The following is a 17,769-nucleotide window of genomic DNA, read 5'->3' as shown; positions in this document are numbered from 1 at the left end:
ATCTAAAATAGATGCTTAAAGGACAATGCCCCCGTCGACGCTTAAGACTGTGCCGTTAATATAGCTGGCTTGCTCACTTGCCAAGAATAAAACAGCATTTGCGATATCTTCCGTTTCACCCAAACGCACCACGGGAACTTTAGAAGCCATACCTTCAAGCACTTCTTTAGGCATAGCTTTGGTCATCGCCGTCATAATGAATCCAGGCGCGATGGCATTAGATGTAAAACCCTTGCGACCCAATTCTTTGCCCCAAGTTTTGGTCATACCAATCACCCCCGCCTTAGCAGCGGCGTAATTTGTTTGACCAAAATTTCCATAAAGTCCCACCACCGAAGAAATATTGATGATGCGCTTGTGCGTCGATGAAGCATTAAACTTTTCTAACAAAGTTTTAGTGACATTAAATAGGCCTGTTAAATTTGTGCTGATAACCGCATCCCAATCTTCAGCTCCCATTTTCGCAAAAGATTTATCGCGTGTGATCCCGGCGTTATTCACAAGGATATCCACAGCCCATGGTAAAGCAGCTGCGGCTTTCGCCACTGATTCACGATTGGTCACATCAATTTGTTGTAAATGAATTTGATTGGCGTAAGGAGCTAATTCTGTTTTGGCGTTATTTAACGCTTGTTCAGAATAATCCCAGATCGACACATTGCCACCCGCTGTTAAAAAACTTCGAGTGATTTCAAAACCAATTCCAGAAGCGCCACCCGTAACAACCGCATTTTTATTTGTGAAAGAGAAATTAATATTTTTCATATCTCGGATTTATCACGCACACCGGTGACGTCAAATTATTTCTGTTTTTCGCTCTGTGAATAGAGCAAATACTACTGATTTCTTTTCTTGCCAAAGCGGGAGAAATGTTTTGTAGATGAGCATCTGAACAAAGGATGTGAAGATGACAGCGATTAGAAAAGCCACCATCGCAGGAACAGGAATGTACGCACCGGAACGCGTAGTCACTAATAAATTTTTTGATGATCTTTACAAAAAAGACATCGGCACTTTCTTAGAATCCTCGCGCAATATTCGCGAGCGTCGCTGGATGAATCCTGAACAACGCACCTCAGATCTTATTATTCCCGCCGCCGAACAAGCTTTGAAAAACGCAGGCATTAGCGCTTTAGATTTAGATCTAATTATTGTCTCTACAGATACACCAGACTATTTATCCCCATCCACGGCTTCCGTGGTCGCTTATCGCATGGGCGCAAAAAACTCTGGAACTTACGATATCAATACGGCTTGCGCGGGTTTTGTTGTAGGCTGCGATATTGCTTCAAAATACATTGCCGCCGATACGAAATATAAAAACATTCTAGTCGTCGGTGCCTACGGCATGAGTAAGTATTTAAACTTTGATGACTATAAGATCGCCTCCCTTTTTGCTGATGGGGCCGGGGCCGCCGTTTTACAACCCTCTAAAGATTCTTCAGGCTTTATCGAAAGTGAAATGTTCACCGAAGGCATTTACCATGACCACATGGGAATATACGCTGGCGGAACGGCGCAGCCGATAACCCATCAAGTGATCGAAGACAGAGGTCACTTGCTGGCGTTTCCAAAACGCATTCCACCAGAAACCAATGGTATTCACTGGCCTCGATTAACAAACATTCTCTTGGATCGCATACGTAAAAAGCCTGAAGATATTAAGCATTTCTTTATCACGCAGTTTAACGTGCAAAGCATCTATGAAACTTTGGATAAATTAAACTTGCCTCGCGATAGAGCTCATTACGTGATGGATCGCTACGGGTACACCGGCTCTGCCTCGATTGGCATGGCTTTGGCGGACGCCGTCGCCCAAAAGAAGATGAAAAAAGGCGATTTGGTCTTTATGTTGGGTTCTGGTGGTGGTATGAGCATGGCGGCACTAGCTCTTGAATGGAGCTATGACACATAAACGAGGTTTATTGTGGAATTAGATTGGCTAAAACGTTGGAAGACCTATTCGCCGAAAAGTATCGCCATCAAAGATGGTGATACCGGTCGTGAATTTTCTTACGCCGACTTTTATCGCCTGGCCAATCAAGGTGCACACCTTTTACATCGAGAATTCAATATTCGCAAAGGCGATCGCGTCGCGGTTTTAGCGACCAACGAACTTGAATACGTTTTTTTATTTTTTGCATTGCAAAGATTAGGCGCCATCATGGTGCCGGTGAACTTTCGCCTGACCCAACGTGAAGTAAATCACATCATCACGGACTCAAGTCCGAAGCTTGTTTTATTTCAGGAAGCTTATCGCGACATCGTTAAGAATCTTCCGGCATCAGCACAACCGCAACGCCTGCTTTTTCAAAAATCCCATTCGGCTGAAAAAAGTTTTTCCGAGCTTTTAGAAAAAGAGGCCCATCTTACCGACTACAGCTTTATCCCGGAAGAAAGTGATCCGGTGATGATTCTTTATACGTCAGGAACCACCGGTTCACCCAAAGGCGCGATCCTGAATTACAAAATGCTTTTTTGGAATTCGATCAATACGACTTTCCGCCTTAACATCTCTCAATCCGATTCGACGGTGATCTTTTTGCCTTTCTTTCATACTGGTGGTTGGAATGTTTTAACGACACCATTTATCCATCGCGGGGCAAAGGTTGTTTTCTTAAAAAAATTTGATGCCGATCAGATCTTACAATTAAGTGCCGACGAAAAGGCCACTATCTTGTTTGGGGTACCGACAACCATGGATATGATGGCACGCTCCCCTAAATTTTCCTCTTTAGATCTTTCTTCACTTCGCTACGCCATTGTGGGCGGCGAACCGATGCCCTTAGAGCTTATAAAAACTTGGGATAAAAAAGGCATTCCGATTCGTCAGGGCTATGGCCTCACAGAGTTTGGTCCGAACGTATTTTCACTTAATGAAGAAGATGCCCTTCGTAAAATTGGTTCTATCGGATTTCCAAATTTTTATATCGAAGCCAAAGTCGTGGATAACGAAGGTCGCGAGTTAGGTGAAAATCAAGTGGGCGAATTGATTTTGCGCGGCCCTATGTGCATGCAAGGATATTGGCATAATGAAAAGGCCACCCAAGAAACAATTAAAGAAGGCTGGCTTTATACGGGCGATCTTGTCCGCCGCGACTCTGAAGGATATTTCTATGTCGTAGGTCGAAAAAAAGACATGTTCATTTCAGGCGGAGAAAACGTGTACCCCCCAGAGGTCGAACAGATTTTAAGATCCCATCCCGATGTCCTAGAAGCAGCTGTCATCGGGGTTCCCGATGATAAGTGGGGTGAAGTGGGTAAAGCTTTCATCGTACCGGGAAAAGAGATCTCCAGCGAAGATCTGCATCGGCACTGCTTGCAGAACCTCGCCAAGTTTAAAATTCCTAAGCAGTTCGTTTTTATGGCCTCCCTGCCTAAAGGGGACAGCGGCAAGGTCCTAAAACGCGTTCTTGCAGAGAATGCATAATAAAATCCCCTTCATGCATTGGAATCTCTGACGCCCGTCTTTTATAAGCGGGTCATTCACTCATGGAGACTGCAATGGCCAAAAATATCGCTTTCATTATTCTTATGGCTTTGACTACGACAATAGCCCAAGGCTCGGGACCACAAAGTTCATTCTGGGATATCATCGAAGAATTCAACAACTGCGAAGGCCCGACTTGCGAACAAATCTATGAAGAAAAAGAACTGGTCAGCGAAGGCACCTTGCCTGCGGCTTTAGAAAAAGCACTGATGGAAGTTGCCGAAGATCAAGTGCGCGTGTGGGGTGATACGATTTTAGAAGGCGGCTACATCACTCGCGGCGAAACAGAATTGAATGAAGTGGTCGCAATTTATAAAAACAAAAAACTGATCGCTTACCGTATTATTTATTCTCAAGCTGCTATTAACACGGATTCTTGTGACTACGACTATGAGAATGAAGAGACTTTAGAAGACTGCACTGAAGGTCGTATCACGGAAACCTCGATCGTTTCCCCTGACTTTAAAGAGTACGACATTGATGGTGATGGCTACGCAAATTTCGAAGATTAAAAAGCCCCGAGTCTTTGAGCTCAGGGCTTTCTGTTAGAGAATCACTTTGTTACTGAACTTTAGGATTGGGTGCATTTTCAAACTGGCGACAATTTTTTTGGTAAAACGTGCTGGGATATCCCACCACGACGTCACCCCGTTTACTAACATCCAATGGCGTAAGTACAAAAAATTTGCTTCCACTTTCGCAATTGATCTCACCGATTTGTCTTAAGTTCCCAAATCCCAAGCCATATGAGTAGTCACTACTACACAAAAGTGCACTCGAATATTCGGTAACGCGGCAATAACCTTGATCTGGCATGGTAATGATGTTGCCCTTTACGGCATTCATATCATAACGAGAAGTAAGTTTTTTAACTAACGATGTCGAAGATGATGCAGATCTTGAAAAAGATCCAATAGTGCCATTGCCAGCCACTGCTGATTGCACACTTAAAACCACCGCTGCTGCACCCATAATTTTTAGATAGGTATTCATACATATTTCCTTTAAATGAATAATAGAGAAATACGCCGGACTCGCAGCTTAGCGGAGGATCGACTTCTCCAAATTTGGTTAAAGCCGAAGTTGCAATCCAGATGCCATCTTCATAACATCTCGACCTAGAGAACAGACGGAGAAAGGATGTCCAAGATTTCGACGACCTTTACTCTTTTACTTCTTAAGAAGCCTTGTGCTCCTATCGGAGAACGCCTGCTTCTTAAGCCAGTAAAAGATACCCTCGAATTGCGACGCATGTTAGTTTTGAAAAATGGAAAACTGCCCTCTTTGTTCAAAAAAAGCGACTCTGCTTGCGGAAAACCTGTTTCCCGTATGGATGCAGGCAGAGGATAATCCGACACTGATGCTTTGTGAATCCTGCATAAAACGCTTTGATCGTACGGTCGCTTTCACGATCGAGTTTTTTAAAGATCGAAAATTTTTAAAAAAGACCACTGAGCCTGACTATTACGACACTTTTTTTGGGGCAGAACACCATCATAAGGCCTCGCGCACGGCTTTATTGTATTTCATCGTGGGCTTAGCCTTGAAGCAACATTTGATCTTGGCTTCCCAGGGCGAAGATTTATTGGGGACCAGTTTTGAGCGCCTGGCACAGGATTACAATGGTCGGTTTCTTGAAGAAAACGACTACCAATTTTGGGTGGCCTTTCAACCCGAATACAGTGCTACATTATCCCCGCCGCAACGGGCCCGCGTTGAGGATCTTAATGCCGTTGAGACTTGCATCTTGGGCTACCGCTTTTTCTTGATTACTGATAGACGCCCTTTGCCACCTGAATCCCTGATACGAAAGCTGGCGCAAAAAGATGACGTCATAATTATGCAAGTTGAAGCGTCAGAGGATCTATTTAAAGATTTCGATGCTTTCATGAAAGCATAAAGCCGCAACATGTTGTTGCGCATAGGGTCCTAGCTTAACTCTGGAGCCTTTCTTGGTTATGGTAACCCTAATGAGAAAACAATTTATCATCGCCGTTATCGTGGCGGCACTTCTAGCGATTGCGGTCACTTTTGGTGTCAAGTACGCCCAACAAGGTCCAACCCTGGGCGGGGACTTTACTCTTACCTATCGCGCGGAAAGCTTTCACTTCGCGGAAAAAGCAAAGCCCCTGAACATCCTTTATATCGGTTACGCCAAATGCCCCGATGTCTGTCCCATGGCCTTAAGCCACACGGCCCAAGCGATTAAAGAAGCTTCAGAAAAGGAGCGTAGCAAGGTGCAGATGATCTTTATCAGCGTGGATGCCGCTAACGACACCGCCGACGCTGTGGCCACCTACGCCGAACAATTCAATCCTGCGTTTATTGGCTTAACTGGTACGAAAGATCAAATCGATGCGGCGATCAAACTTTTCGGCGCCAGCTATATGATTGAAGAAAATAAAAAATCTTATCTGGGGTATTCGATCGCCCACACCGATCGACTTTACTTCTTAGATAAAAAGGGACGCGTGCGGGATATGATTTCTAGCCCACGATCCTCTGAAGAAATTTTACAAAAAATAAAGGAGCTACTATGAGATCAATACTTTTTGCGTCTGCTATCGTGTTAGCGGGACTACAAGCCCAAGCTAAAGCCACTGAGGCATTAATTCTTTCAGAGGGAAAAATCTTTTTGCCGGTAAAAGGCAGCCCAGCAACAGCGGGATACGGAACCTTCACAAACAACTCGGATAAAGAAATTAAGTTGTCTGTGAATAAAGCAGAGCCGTTTAAAGCGGTGGAAGCTCACCAAACTTTAGAAAAAGACGGTAAAATGGCGATGGAAAAAGTAGACACTTGGACTGTTCCCGCAAAAGGGACTTTGGAACTTAAAGCTGGTGGCAATCACATCATGCTTTTTGATCCAAAACGTGAAGTAAAATTAGATGAAACGATCAAGGTTCGTTTTAAACAAGATGGTAAAGATAAAGAATTCGCGTTCAAAGTAGTACCACGCGTGGATTCATCTTCTGAACACCACCACCATCACTAATAGCCTATCGAAATAAAGCGGTCTCCGGAACAGGCTGTTCCGGATTGACCCTGTCAAAAGCCAGCGGCAAACCTTGCATCACGAAGTCACGATATTTTTTTGAATTTACATCAGCAAACAACGTCAGTTCTTTTTCGCCGATCTTTGAAGCCCAAGATTCATGAAAGCCTTCTTTAAAACCTTTTTTAGATTCACTTGAAGCGACTTTCTTTAAAGAGTCTTTATCGCGACGGAATACTAGTTGGGTGAAGCCTTCTTGCTTTTTTCCAACTAAGACATGGGCCTTTTCAACTTTTCCTTCACTTTGGCTGACGTGCAAAGCTTCTACACTGTTGACGTCCGTCACCACACCCTTAAGTGGATTTATATTCCCCATCACTTTTAGTCTAAAGTGCATTAAGGACTTTGCGTCGCTCAGTTCGTAACGAATACACCCTGTTTTACGTTCCACCCACATCGACCAACCTGCGGTCGAATGCACCCCCACGTGCTGTTTATCTTGGCGAAAAAAAAGCGAATACTGTTCTTCGTCTTTTAAGCGAATGTCGATGCGCTGGTCCCAGGAAGATTGATTAGGAACGGACGCAAGAGTCTCGCTGCGAAAACTGATCGTCGGAATAGGGTTGGCAATCTGAGGTGTTGTGTCTTTTAAACAGCTTGCCGGGATAGGCAGCTGTGTCTTTTCTTTCCACTGACCGTCATAAACTAGCATTCCTTGGCGTTCTAAAGCGCAAAGGATTTGTTCTTCCTTATGGATTCTATCGGTAAGCACTTGAAAACCACCAATGTGGTCATCAGCCCATTCCTGAACGACAGTCAGGCCGCCCCAAGTGCTTAGGATAAAAGAAAATACCAGTTCAATCATGGACAACGATGTATGCGAGTTTGAAACCCTTTGCAAACAAAAAAATGTTTTAGGGCGGTAATTGCGTAGAATTGCATTATACTTAGGTCGAGTCCTTTTACTTTACCAAAGGAACTCCACGATTTCGCACTAAAGTACGTGTAAACTGAAATCATATGTTTGCTCAGATTCTACTCATTCTCGCATTTCTGGGGCTCGTTGCCTGCGAAAAGGGGCCATCATTGGGGCCCGGCAACGAGGACGCGCTTGCCAGTGCCGCTCAAGCAGATTGCGGTTTTGTACAAAACTCTTACGGGCAAAGGGTCTCCTGGAAATCAAATATCCCTGTCGTTTTACAGCTTCATAAAAGTTATCCTGAAGAATTCGTCGAAACTTTGAAAAAAGCCGCCCAACACTGGAATGATGCCGCCGGATTAACACTGTTCCGCTTTGAACGAAATGACGGCATCACCACGGAAAGTGCCAAGAAAGACAAAATGAGCACCATTCATTGGATGCAGACGTGGGCAGAAGCGCAAAAAAACCAACAAGCCGTAACTACGATCTATTGGTCAGGCAGCACGCTTTACGAAACTGACATTGCCATCGATAATAAGTACTTTAATTATTATATCGATCAGCCGGCCACCCCCGCCGAAGTTCACTTAGAAAGTCTTTTAGTTCATGAACTTGGGCACGCCCTGGGACTTGATCATAAAAAAACTGTTCCTAGCGTTATGTGGCCTATATTAAACGGAGCTTCGGTGCGTGTTGATCTAACCAACGCCGATCGAGACACCATTAAGTGTGAGTACTAAGATGAAAAAGAAATACGTTCGTACATTCTTAGTCATTCTAGCATTGGCCTTGCTGCCAATAGGTCTTTTTATATTAGATAAAAAACTGGGTGAAAAACGCGGGGTGGCCAACGACACTTCTTCATCTGAAAGCACACATTCAGAATACGATCTTTCAGATTCAAGCCCGGAAGAGTTTAAAAAAGCCTTTAAATATCAGATGCTAAAAAATGCCTCCCTAGATCAAACCTCGGCGGGCCCCGGAATCACTTTAGGTCTTTTCTTAGTAAAAGATGAAGACGGCAAAACAGTGAACGTCTGTGAAAAGTATCCGACTATTGATTTTGTATTTAAAGCAGAAGGGGTTGCCTTTTCAGGCGCAATTCCCACATTGATCGTTCGTGGTCCGTGCTTAGTGGCTTCGGATCAAAGAACTTTAGAGTCTTTGCCGATTCCATTTAGCAAAATCTTACGCAGTCCTTTAACCCAAATTGAATTCGCGGGCGAAATCCCCGGTCGCAGCGAAAAGTCTAAGATTTTTGTGAAGAATGTCGTGGAGTTTTGGCCAACCGATTGGAATTGGGTTGGCGTCACTTTGTATGGCGATGTTGAAGAACCAAGCCTGAACATCAATGGCTATGAAATCATCTCGGTCCTAGGACAGCCTGTTCTTATCCAGGCTGAGTGATTAACGAATAGGCTCAAACGTCGGAAGATAGCGCACTTTATCGGTGCCGCGCGCTTGCGATTCATAACTTTCGTAAGCTCGGCGATGCGTCTCTAAGTCTTTAGCGATCTGGGAATCGATTTCCACGTTACGTTGATCATTAGCTTTATCCATGGCAAACGCAGATTTGCTTTCTTCGGGCTGCCAGATATCACCTACGTAAATAGCGTTATTTTCAAAGAAGTGAACTTCTTTTTCAAAACGAATGCGCTGATCATAAAATACATAAGTCCAACGATCTTTACCATGAAAGCGTTGAGTGCGTTGAGGAGAGCCCATGATGTCTAAAACATCATCTTTTTCCATACCGGCTTTAACCTTGTTATATTGTTTCAACATAGATGTCTGACAAGCCGAGAGCATAAAACTCATAAGCAAGACAGGAATAGCTATATATCGAAGCATAGTTCCCCCAGTCTTTAAATTTACCAGTTTCCGGGGAAAGCTTCAAAACTTCCCCTTGTGAAACGTCTCAAGTTAAGACATCTCGTTGATTTTATTTTTTTAGGATTACAGGGTCCGTTAAACCCGGTTGTGACGGCTTAGATGGAGCCGTTTTAGAATGGCTTTCAACCTTTTTAGATTCGGGCTCAGGGTTTCCGTATTGCATACGCACCTTTTTCATCGTGCGATTGACGGAGCTTCCAATGGACATTTGGGATTCCATGTCTTCAATACTTTTTAATTCAATGCGCTCGTATTCGCGCTTTTCTGAAGCCGCTTTTTCAGGATATCGATATTTTAAAAGCGATCTTTGCTGATCGTACTCTTTTAAATTCTTTTCCAGTTCCTTATGAAGGGTCAGCATTTGACGAATGATTTCGTTCACCTTTTCAGGATCTTTGGTGTGCTGTTTTTCAGTGATTAGTTTTTGAATTTCTTCTTGGCCCGAATGCACTTTGGCTTCTAAGCCTTGCACCCGGGATTGCACCACACTGAAGCTGTCTTCAGCGGATTTGATCTCTTTTTTTTCGGGCTTAGCTTCACCGCCGCCTTCGGCACCACCATGACCACCCCCGCCGCTGGCCAAAGCCACGGAAGAAAGCATCACGGACAAAACTGTTTTAAGAGCTAGAGAGTACATCTTGCCTCCAAGAAATTTTAAAAGGCAGATATTTAATTCGGTTGATTAAGACAGAGGCTTTAGCGGGCGAAAGACCGGTTAGAATAAGTCGGCCCCCAGCCATACCACCTATGAGCGCCTGAACATCCCACCCAAAGCGAGAATCCGTCATAGCTTCTTTTAGCTGCTTTAAAAGATGACTGGATTCAATCCCATCGATGATCACCACATAGGACAAAGGACCCGACGAAGCATTGGTATTGCCAAAGGCGGCGATGTCTGAAAAGTCAGAATTATCCGAACCCATCGGCTGCATAGGTTGCGGAGGTGGCTGCCCCAAAGCCTGATTGAAATCGTAAGGATCAATTTCTTGTTCTTGCGCCATCGGCGTCTCGGCTTCCACCGGCACTATAGCTTGTTCCGCTGGAGGCTCTTCACCATAAGCAGGAATGTCTTGATAGTTCTGTTGGTATTCCTGAGGCTGCTGGTAATCCTGGGGCGTGTGTATCTCCGAACCGGCAGGGATTTCCTGGGCAGGTTCTAAATAAGGCTCTTCTGGCGGCGCCATTTCTTCAGGAATATTTTGCGGAATTTCACCCACATATGTGGGCTCGATATTCGTTTCGTAAGGAGCTTGAGGAACATCGATGGGTGGAACAAATGCTTCTTCCACCGGAGCTTCGACTTCTATTTCGTGATTGGCCATTTCCGGTTGCCCGTTCCAATCGACAAAGAAAACGGCATTGCATTTGGGGCAAGTAAACAATGTCCCCAAATGCCTATCAAGAATCTCGACCGAATTATGACAGTTCGGGCATTGAGCCAATTAGCGTTTTCCTTTACCAGACTTTTCAATGCGGCGACGTTCTTCGCGATTCATCGGACGATCGTCATTGCGTGGACCGCTTTGGAAGGTCATACGACGTTTTTCAGGTTGCGCATTCGCTGAAGAATCAGGAAGTGAATGCCCGATATCTGCTTCCGTCGAAGAAGAGTAATCCAACCCATCCAAATCTGGCTCATCCGGGCGAAGGCTTTCTAAAACTTGCTCTTCAGATTGTTGAGCTACTAATTGAACGCGCATGATTTTTTCAATCGCGTCTTTTTTAATAACTTCATTCAACTTCTCAAAAGCCTTGAAAGCTTCTTTTTTATATTCAATCAAAGGATCCTTCTGGGCGTAACCGCGCAGACCAATACCTTCTTTTAATTTATCAATCACGTACAAGTGATTCTTCCAGTGAGTATCAATACTTTGAAGCAAGATCATCTTTTGAACTTGTTCAAAGAAAGGACCCATCGAAGTTTTTTGACGATCTAAAACTGTTTTCACCCCACCTTTTACGGCATCGGTGACTGTTTCAGAGTTCACAGGTTTATTTTCTAAATCGATTTTAAAGCCGAATGTTTGCGACAAAGAATTGTTCAATCCTTCGATGCTCCATTCTTCTTTTTTCACGTTTTCTGGAACGTAAGTGTCTAACAAAGTAGAAACAACGTCCCCCAACCAATCAAGTGTCGTTCTTTCGATGTCTTGACCTTCAAGAACTTTACGGCGCATGCCATAGATCGCACCACGCTGGGAGTTCATAACAGAATCGTATTCCATTAGGTTCTTACGAATATCAAAGTTATGGCCTTCGACTTTACGTTGCGCGCCTTCAATAGCGTTCGTCACCATTTTTGCGGTGATCGGCTCATCCTCAGGGATGTTTAACATCTCCATGATTTTTTGAATGCGTTCCCCGTTAAAGATACGCATCAACTTGTCTTCTAATGAAAGATAGAATTTAGATCCGCCTGGATCCCCTTGACGACCTGAACGACCACGTAATTGGTTATCAATACGACGCGATTCGTGGCGTTCGGTACCGATAATGCACAAGCCACCTAGCGCACGCACTTCGGCGCGTTCCGCTTCGACCTGGCCTTTTAATTTTTGCACCATTTCTTGGTATTCCGGACTGTCGTCGTTACCCACAGCAGTTTTAGCCATCATCTCAGCGTTACCACCTAGCATGATGTCCGTTCCACGACCCGCCATATTGGTCGCGATCGTAATGGCACCTTTACGGCCCGCCTGAGCAATGATTTCTGCTTCACGCTCATGTTGTTTCGCATTTAGCACTTCATGTTTGATGCCTTCTTTACGAAGGAATGCACTTAAGGCTTCTGATTTTTCAATAGACTCAGTACCGACGAGAACTGGTTGTCCTTTGGCCATACGCTCTTTAACGTCGGCCGTGATCGCCTTGAATTTTGCTTTTTCAGATTTATAAACAACATCTTCTTCGTCAATACGTTTGATTGGACGATTGGTCGGAATCACATTCACGGCCAATTTATAGATTTTATTAAACTCTACCGCTTCAGTGTCCGCCGTACCCGTCATGCCCGAAAGCTTGTTGTACATACGGAAATAGTTTTGGAACGTGATGGTCGCTAAAGTTTGGTTTTCAGATTTAACTTCAACACCTTCTTTGGCTTCGATCGCTTGATGAAGACCATCAGACCAACGACGACCCGGCATCAAACGGCCGGTGAATTCGTCAACGATCACGATTTCACCATCTTTAATCATGTATTCAACATCCAGGCGGTACAAATAGTGCGCCTTAAGGCCTTGATACATGTGATGAAGAATTTCAATATTTTCCGGGTCATAAAGATTTGAAAGACCCATCAATTGTTCAACTTTCGCATTTCCCTCATCGGTCAAAGAAACCGTTTTGGTTTTTTCTTCCATGGTGAAATGAACATCGCGCTTAAGTTGTGGAACAATCGCATTTACTTGCAAATATTTGTCCGTGGAAGATTCTGCTGGACCAGAAATGATCAATGGCGTACGTGCTTCGTCGATAAGAATCGAGTCACACTCATCCACAATCGCAAAATTGTGACCGCGCTGAACGTAATCATTCAAATCGAATTTCATATTGTCGCGAAGATAATCGAAGCCTAGTTCATTGTTCGTGCAATAAGTGATATCGCAAGCGTACATTTCTTTACGTTGTTGGTCGTTCAGCCCGTGAACGATGATACCGGTCGTAAGACCCAACCATCCATACAAGCGGCCCATGTGCTCAGCATCACGGCGTACTAGATAATCATTCACGGTGACTAAGTGAACCCCTTTACCTGTTAGGGCATTCAGATAAACTGCTAAAGTCGCCACTAAGGTTTTACCTTCACCGGTTTTCATCTCGGCGATGTTGCCGCGATTAAGAACGATACCACCAATTAACTGAACATCGTAATGGCGCATGCCCAAAACACGAGTCGCAGCCTCACGGCAAACCGCAAAGGCTTCTGGCAAAATGTCTTCGACCGTTTCACCTTTTTTTAAGCGCTCTTGAAATTCAGGAGTCTTGGCTTTGAGTTGATCGTCCGACAACGCCTTCATTTGAGGTTCAAGTGAATTGATCTTATCAACCAAAGGTTGGATCTTCTTCATTTCGCGGTCGTGTTTTGTTCCGAATATTTTTGTAAGAATCTGTGTCACCATAGTTTTCAAGAATAGACCCAAATAGACAACGGGTGCAAGCGAACGGACCTTTTCTAGCTGCGTCATTGTTGCGATTTCATTCGAGAAATTGAGATTTCCACCAAAGACTCGACCAAAGACAGCTCTTTTCGGTCCTCACCTTGACATCATTTGGTTACGATACAGATTTACCGGCGCTTTGGGAGGTATTATGTCAGCAGGCGATTGGAAAGAAATGTACCTAGCGGCGAGTTCCGGCGACTTTGAGCTGGTCAAATATCACATCATCAATGGTGTAAATCCCAATTACCAACATCCTGAGATCCTTTCGACTTCACTAGTCGCAAGCATCATCGCCGGCCACGACGATATCGCCCTATTTCTTTTAGAAAATGGCGCTGATCCCGCTCTTGAATCTGAATTTGATGGATTGACACCCCTGCAGGCCGCAAAAGCTTACAAGCGCACGGCGCTGATTGAGGTTTTAGAAAAAAAATTGCCACCAAAAACTTGGTGGCAGCGTCTTAAAGGATCTCTGTTACGAAGCGATACTTGATTGCTTCCGAGACTGTTAGAAACCAGTCTGGTTTTCTTAGAACATTTAATTGCGAAGGCCACTCTGGGTCATCAGGCATTGCAAAATAAGTATCGCGAAGATCTTTAGAAACCCCATTAGATTCCATGAAATCAAAACCTTTATTGGTCCAATCCAAAGTCACCGCATACCATTTATTTAGAAAATCCTGACAGCCCTTCATACGGGGTTCAAAGACCCTTGTGCCATCTTCCATTTCAATAAAACAAAGACCATTGAAGCTTGTCGTGTAACCGGCACCCAAACGCACCCCATGAATTCCAAACCAAGTTTCTTTTTCAGCCATTCGCGCAGAGCCCGCCGCAAATAAATACGTACACGCACTAGCGCAAAAGTTTCCTTTATGAAGGACGGTTTTTAGTTTTAGCGTTTTAATTTTTTCGGCCGCCATCAAAGCCCACTCGGTATTTCCGCCTAAAGAATTCAAATCTACGGTAGAAACTTTTTGAATGGCTTTAGCTTCACGCGCGAAATAGTCATAAATATGACTGTCGATGCGACCTTTGATGTATAAAACATCACCTTGAATGAAGGGCGAATAAAGCTTTGCCAGATCGTCGGGATTTGTTTCTGCTTGAGCAGAAAGACCGACAAATAAAGACAGCAGAATTAAATACTTCATTTATTCCCCCTTAAAAGTTGAATAGTTCATTTGACGAACACCTTCATAAGCCGCAATCGCCACACTGGTGGCCAAATTAAGACTGCGTGCGCCTTCACCGATCATCGGGATGGTCACGGTTTGCTTTGGGTGTTGCAAAAGAAAATCTGGATCTAAACCTTTTGTTTCTTTACCAAAAACAAACCAGTCGCCCGGCTGATATTTAGGTTCAAAATAAGTGCGTTTTGTTTTCGTCGTGAAAAGCCAAATGCGTGAAGTGTCTTCGACCTTGCTAAACCAATCTTCGAACGTCGCGTGGCGATGCCATGTCAAATGGGGCCAGTAATCCAGCCCGGCACGTTTTAGATTTGTGTCGTTGATTTCAAAACCCATTTTTCCTACAAGGTGCAGCTCGCAATTTGTGGCTACGCAGCTGCGCCCGATGTTTCCGGTGTTCTGCGGAATCTCGGGCTCAATAAGTACAATGCGGAAAAGAGTTTTATTATCAGGCAAGGTGTCTAAATACTTCCTGGCCAAGTTTAGAGAGTGCCAAACGGCGCCCTTTATCTACGATTAATTCCAAGTTCATCAGCTCTCTGTAAAGAGCTAAATCAATAGGAACAATCTCTCGGCCGACAGATTTTCCTAATCTTTGGATGTAACCCGCTTGTTTTTCCGTGAGCTGTTGAATCAACGAAGGCTTTTCTTCTAAAGACTTCTGCCAATCCCCACCCGGAATTCTAACGGCGTTCATAGGTAACTTAGTTGGAGATAAAAAGTAAGCCCAGGCTTTGACAGGCTCCGTCGCGCCTTCTGGATAAACTTCGATCTCGTCCCGGCAATAAAGACTTTTTTCTGGGTCTTGGCGATTAAAGCCAAAGAATTCATCCAAAAGACCTACCAACAGTTCTGATCCCTTAAGTTCGACCAGCTGCCCCGGAATTAAATCACGTCCTTCTTTAATAAGTGCTGGGAAACCCACCTTTAAGCGGTAGGCAGAACCCTGAATACGCGCAAATATCGAAGATTCAATGAAATTTTGAATCTTCGCGAAATGAACCATCCCCTCACACAAAGAACCATAGACGAAAAAACGTGTTGTAGTCATATCCCCCCCGAGCGTGACAACAATATAGGTTTTCCGAAAAAGAGAAGCCGTGTGTACCAAAAACCACAGGGTCGAACAACACCAAATTCGTCAAAATGTGATTTTTCTAGAGCAGTAACACTTTTTGTTTTGCGTTATTAAAAGAATAAAAAGAAATGATTTGCTTTTGTTTTTTCAATTTATTTTCTATGCTCATTCAAACCTGCACAAAAGAATTAAATGAAAAAAATTGAGGCCATAATCAAACCCTTTAAACTTGATGATGTGGTCGATGCTCTCTCAGAGGTCGGCGTAGAGGGGATCACTGTCTCAGAAGTTCGCGGGTTCGGCAGACAAAAAGGTCGCACCGAAGTTTACAAAGGTGCCGAATACGTTGTCGACTTCCTTCCAAAAATAAAAATTGAAATCGTTCTGCCTGAAGCACTGGTCAATAGCGCTGTTGAAGCTATTCGTAAAACAGCTCACACGGGTAAAATTGGTGACGGAAAAATTTTCGTGCTTCCCGTAGAGCAAGCTCTGCGCATCCGCACCGGCGAAAAAGACGAGCAAGCATTATGAAATATTATATTTTAAACCACACCCCACAACAAACATCGGAGGCCCCACGATGATTAAGACCGCAAAAGACGCTTTGAAGTTCGCCAATGAAAAAGGCGCACGCATGGTTGACCTTAAGTTCTGTGACATGATCGGAACTTGGCAACATTTAACAATCCCCCTTCATCAATTGACGGAAGAGTCTTTTGAAGAAGGCTTTGGCTTCGACGGCAGCTCGATCCGCGGATGGAGAGGTATCGAAGAATCTGACATGATCATCCGTCCCGACGCAACGACGGCCATCATGGATCCCTTCATGTCAATGCCAACACTGTCGTTGATTTGCGACGTGTGCCTGCCAGAAACTCTTCAAGCTTACAATCGTGATCCCCGCCAAGTTGTTAAAAAAGCTATCGCCTATATGCAATCAACTGGCATTGCGGATACGGCTTACTTTGGACCAGAAGCTGAATTCTTCATCTTTGATGATATTCGTTACGAACAAACTTCAAACTCTGCGTTCTACATGATCGACAGTGACGAAGCTTCTTGGAACACGGGCCGTGACGAAGGTGGCAACAACCTTGGTTTCAAAGTTCGTCCCAAAGAAGGTTATTTCCCCGCTCTTCCAACCGACACTCAACAAGATCTTCGCTCTGAAATCTGCGCAGAACTTGAAAATGTGGGAATGACTGTAGAGCGCCATCACCATGAAGTGGCCGCCGCTCAAAGCGAAATCAACTTCCGTTTTGATACTGCTTTGAACATGGGCGATAAAATGATGTGGTTTAAGTACATCGTTAAAAACGTGGCAAGACGTCATGGTAAAACGGCGACGTTCATGCCAAAACCTATCTTCGGCGATAATGGTTCAGGCATGCACATCCACATGTCTTTGTGGAAAGATGGAAAAAATCTTTTCGCGGGCAACAAGTACGCAGGTCTTTCTGAAATGGCGTTGTACTATATTGGTGGCGTGTTGAAGCATGCTCCGGCACTTTGCGGAATTATTAATCCGACGACAAACTCATATAAACGTTTGGTTCCCGGCTTTGAAGCTCCGACAAAATTGGCTTACAGCTTTAAAAACCGCTCTGCGGCAATGCGTATTCCGAATTCAGGTCCAAATCCGAAAGCAAAACGTATTGAATTCCGTACTCCAGATCCAACGGCGAACATCTATTTAGCGGAGGCCGCGATCTTGATGGCCGGTATTGATGGTATCATCAATAAAATTCACCCAGGTGACCCACTAGATAAAGATATCTATGGATTGCCCCCCCAAGAAGCCGCAAAAATCCCATCTGTTCCAGGAACTTTAGAAGAGTCTTTGAACAATTTGGCCGCTAACAGCAGCTTCTTGAAAAAAGGCGATGTTTTCAGCGATGACATGATCGAAACTTGGATTCAGTACAAAATCGACAAAGAAGTTCGTCCGGTTCAACAAAGACCGGTTCCTTACGAATTCCATCTTTACTACGATTGCTAATAATCAGTTAAAATCCGGGGGGAGATTATCTCCCCTCTG

Annotated in this window: 21 protein-coding genes; 11 read left to right on the top strand and 10 right to left on the bottom strand. The window is 44.3% G+C overall.

Translation table 11 applies throughout. The annotated features are described in order from the left end of the window. Window positions 1-15: 15 nt before the first annotated feature. Window positions 16-765 carry a 3-oxoacyl-ACP reductase FabG gene (gene fabG / locus AZI86_RS07995; protein WP_061834533.1) on the bottom strand — a complete coding sequence of 250 codons (750 nt, stop codon included), beginning with the start codon at window positions 763-765 and terminating at the stop codon, window positions 16-18. Window positions 766-907: 142 nt separating this feature from the next. Here fabG and AZI86_RS07990 point away from each other — a divergent pair, with 142 nt between their 5' ends. The 3 genes from AZI86_RS07990 (at window position 908) to AZI86_RS07980 (ending at window position 4,002) form a co-directional block, all read left to right on the top strand. After that, window positions 908-1,915 (top strand): ketoacyl-ACP synthase III, encoded by a 1,008-nt coding sequence (locus AZI86_RS07990; protein WP_061834532.1) that lies wholly within the window; start codon window positions 908-910, stop codon window positions 1,913-1,915. Window positions 1,916-1,927: 12 nt separating this feature from the next. Next, complete coding sequence (locus tag AZI86_RS07985; RefSeq protein WP_081111814.1) at window positions 1,928-3,430, top strand: class I adenylate-forming enzyme family protein; 1,503 nt, start codon at window positions 1,928-1,930, stop codon at window positions 3,428-3,430. 74 nt (window positions 3,431-3,504) lie between these two features. After that, window positions 3,505-4,002, top strand: coding sequence for a hypothetical protein (locus AZI86_RS07980; RefSeq protein WP_061834530.1), 498 nt, complete (start codon window positions 3,505-3,507; stop codon window positions 4,000-4,002). A 49-nt stretch (window positions 4,003-4,051) separates the two neighbouring features. Here the strand turns inward: AZI86_RS07980 and AZI86_RS07975 are convergent, their stop codons facing one another. Further along, on the bottom strand, window positions 4,052-4,483 hold the full coding sequence (locus tag AZI86_RS07975; protein ID WP_061834529.1) for a hypothetical protein: 432 nt from the start codon (window positions 4,481-4,483) through the stop codon (window positions 4,052-4,054). Window positions 4,484-4,757: 274 nt separating this feature from the next. Here AZI86_RS07975 and AZI86_RS07965 point away from each other — a divergent pair, with 274 nt between their 5' ends. The 3 genes from AZI86_RS07965 to AZI86_RS07955 all read left to right on the top strand — a co-directional run bounded on the left by AZI86_RS07965 (window position 4,758) and on the right by AZI86_RS07955 (window position 6,485). Continuing rightward, the gene (locus AZI86_RS07965; RefSeq protein WP_253715824.1) at window positions 4,758-5,390 is read left to right on the top strand and encodes a hypothetical protein; all 633 of its coding nucleotides are present in this window, start codon (window positions 4,758-4,760) and stop codon (window positions 5,388-5,390) included. Window positions 5,391-5,460: 70 nt separating this feature from the next. Continuing rightward, window positions 5,461-6,030: an SCO family protein gene (locus AZI86_RS07960; RefSeq protein WP_253715823.1), complete on the top strand. Its 570-nt coding sequence runs from the start codon at window positions 5,461-5,463 to the stop codon at window positions 6,028-6,030. Then, complete coding sequence (locus AZI86_RS07955) at window positions 6,027-6,485, top strand: copper chaperone PCu(A)C (protein ID WP_061834525.1); 459 nt, start codon at window positions 6,027-6,029, stop codon at window positions 6,483-6,485. The genes AZI86_RS07960 and AZI86_RS07955 overlap by 4 nt, the downstream gene beginning before the upstream one ends. 4 nt (window positions 6,486-6,489) lie before the next feature. Here the strand turns inward: AZI86_RS07955 and AZI86_RS07950 are convergent, their stop codons facing one another. Beyond that, window positions 6,490-7,350: a hypothetical protein gene (locus tag AZI86_RS07950; protein ID WP_061834524.1), complete on the bottom strand. Its 861-nt coding sequence runs from the start codon at window positions 7,348-7,350 to the stop codon at window positions 6,490-6,492. Window positions 7,351-7,505: 155 nt separating this feature from the next. Between AZI86_RS07950 and AZI86_RS07945 the strand changes: the two genes are divergently transcribed. Beyond that, window positions 7,506-8,147, top strand: coding sequence for a matrixin family metalloprotease (locus tag AZI86_RS07945; protein ID WP_061834523.1), 642 nt, complete (start codon window positions 7,506-7,508; stop codon window positions 8,145-8,147). Window position 8,148: 1 nt separating this feature from the next. Continuing rightward, a complete protein-coding gene (locus tag AZI86_RS07940; RefSeq protein ID WP_061834522.1) occupies window positions 8,149-8,814 on the top strand; it encodes a hypothetical protein in 666 nt (221 codons plus the stop codon). Here the strand turns inward: AZI86_RS07940 and AZI86_RS07935 are convergent, their stop codons facing one another. The 4 genes from AZI86_RS07935 to secA form a co-directional block, all read right to left on the bottom strand. Next, the gene (locus AZI86_RS07935; protein WP_061834521.1) at window positions 8,815-9,258 is read right to left on the bottom strand and encodes an outer membrane protein assembly factor BamE; all 444 of its coding nucleotides are present in this window, start codon (window positions 9,256-9,258) and stop codon (window positions 8,815-8,817) included. A gap of 91 nt (window positions 9,259-9,349) precedes the next feature. After that, on the bottom strand, window positions 9,350-9,937 hold the full coding sequence (locus AZI86_RS07930) for a hypothetical protein (RefSeq protein WP_061834520.1): 588 nt from the start codon (window positions 9,935-9,937) through the stop codon (window positions 9,350-9,352). After that, window positions 9,918-10,742 carry a zf-TFIIB domain-containing protein gene (locus AZI86_RS07925; protein WP_061834519.1) on the bottom strand — a complete coding sequence of 275 codons (825 nt, stop codon included), beginning with the start codon at window positions 10,740-10,742 and terminating at the stop codon, window positions 9,918-9,920. Before AZI86_RS07925 ends, AZI86_RS07930 begins: the two co-directional genes overlap by 20 nt. Next, the gene (gene secA / locus AZI86_RS07920) at window positions 10,743-13,421 is read right to left on the bottom strand and encodes a preprotein translocase subunit SecA (protein ID WP_061835106.1); all 2,679 of its coding nucleotides are present in this window, start codon (window positions 13,419-13,421) and stop codon (window positions 10,743-10,745) included. Between the two features lie 190 nt (window positions 13,422-13,611). Between secA and AZI86_RS07915 the strand changes: the two genes are divergently transcribed. Further along, window positions 13,612-13,956 (top strand): ankyrin repeat domain-containing protein, encoded by a 345-nt coding sequence (locus AZI86_RS07915; protein ID WP_061834518.1) that lies wholly within the window; start codon window positions 13,612-13,614, stop codon window positions 13,954-13,956. Here the strand turns inward: AZI86_RS07915 and AZI86_RS07910 are convergent. The 3 genes from AZI86_RS07910 to AZI86_RS07900 are packed head-to-tail and all read right to left on the bottom strand — an operon-like array spanning window position 13,925 to window position 15,704. Then, entirely contained in the window at window positions 13,925-14,617 is a 693-nt protein-coding gene (locus tag AZI86_RS07910) for a hypothetical protein (RefSeq protein ID WP_061834517.1), read from the bottom strand. The genes AZI86_RS07915 and AZI86_RS07910 overlap by 32 nt on opposite strands. Further along, complete coding sequence (locus AZI86_RS07905; protein ID WP_061834516.1) at window positions 14,618-15,109, bottom strand: tRNA (cytidine(34)-2'-O)-methyltransferase; 492 nt, start codon at window positions 15,107-15,109, stop codon at window positions 14,618-14,620. After that, a complete protein-coding gene (locus tag AZI86_RS07900; RefSeq protein WP_081111812.1) occupies window positions 15,102-15,704 on the bottom strand; it encodes a gamma-glutamylcyclotransferase family protein in 603 nt (200 codons plus the stop codon). Before AZI86_RS07900 ends, AZI86_RS07905 begins: the two co-directional genes overlap by 8 nt. A gap of 219 nt (window positions 15,705-15,923) precedes the next feature. Here AZI86_RS07900 and AZI86_RS07895 point away from each other — a divergent pair, with 219 nt between their 5' ends. Both AZI86_RS07895 and glnA read left to right on the top strand, forming a co-directional pair. Beyond that, window positions 15,924-16,262, top strand: coding sequence for a P-II family nitrogen regulator (locus AZI86_RS07895; RefSeq protein ID WP_061834515.1), 339 nt, complete (start codon window positions 15,924-15,926; stop codon window positions 16,260-16,262). A gap of 49 nt (window positions 16,263-16,311) precedes the next feature. Further along, window positions 16,312-17,730: a type I glutamate--ammonia ligase gene (glnA, locus tag AZI86_RS07890; RefSeq protein ID WP_061834514.1), complete on the top strand. Its 1,419-nt coding sequence runs from the start codon at window positions 16,312-16,314 to the stop codon at window positions 17,728-17,730. The last annotated feature ends 39 nt before the right edge of the window (window positions 17,731-17,769 follow it).

This window comes from Bdellovibrio bacteriovorus, assembly GCF_001592735.1.
Lineage (GTDB): Bacteria > Bdellovibrionota > Bdellovibrionia > Bdellovibrionales > Bdellovibrionaceae > Bdellovibrio > Bdellovibrio bacteriovorus_D.
Note: the sequence above shows the minus strand (reverse complement) of the source record. Positions and strands in the feature narration are given on the sequence as shown.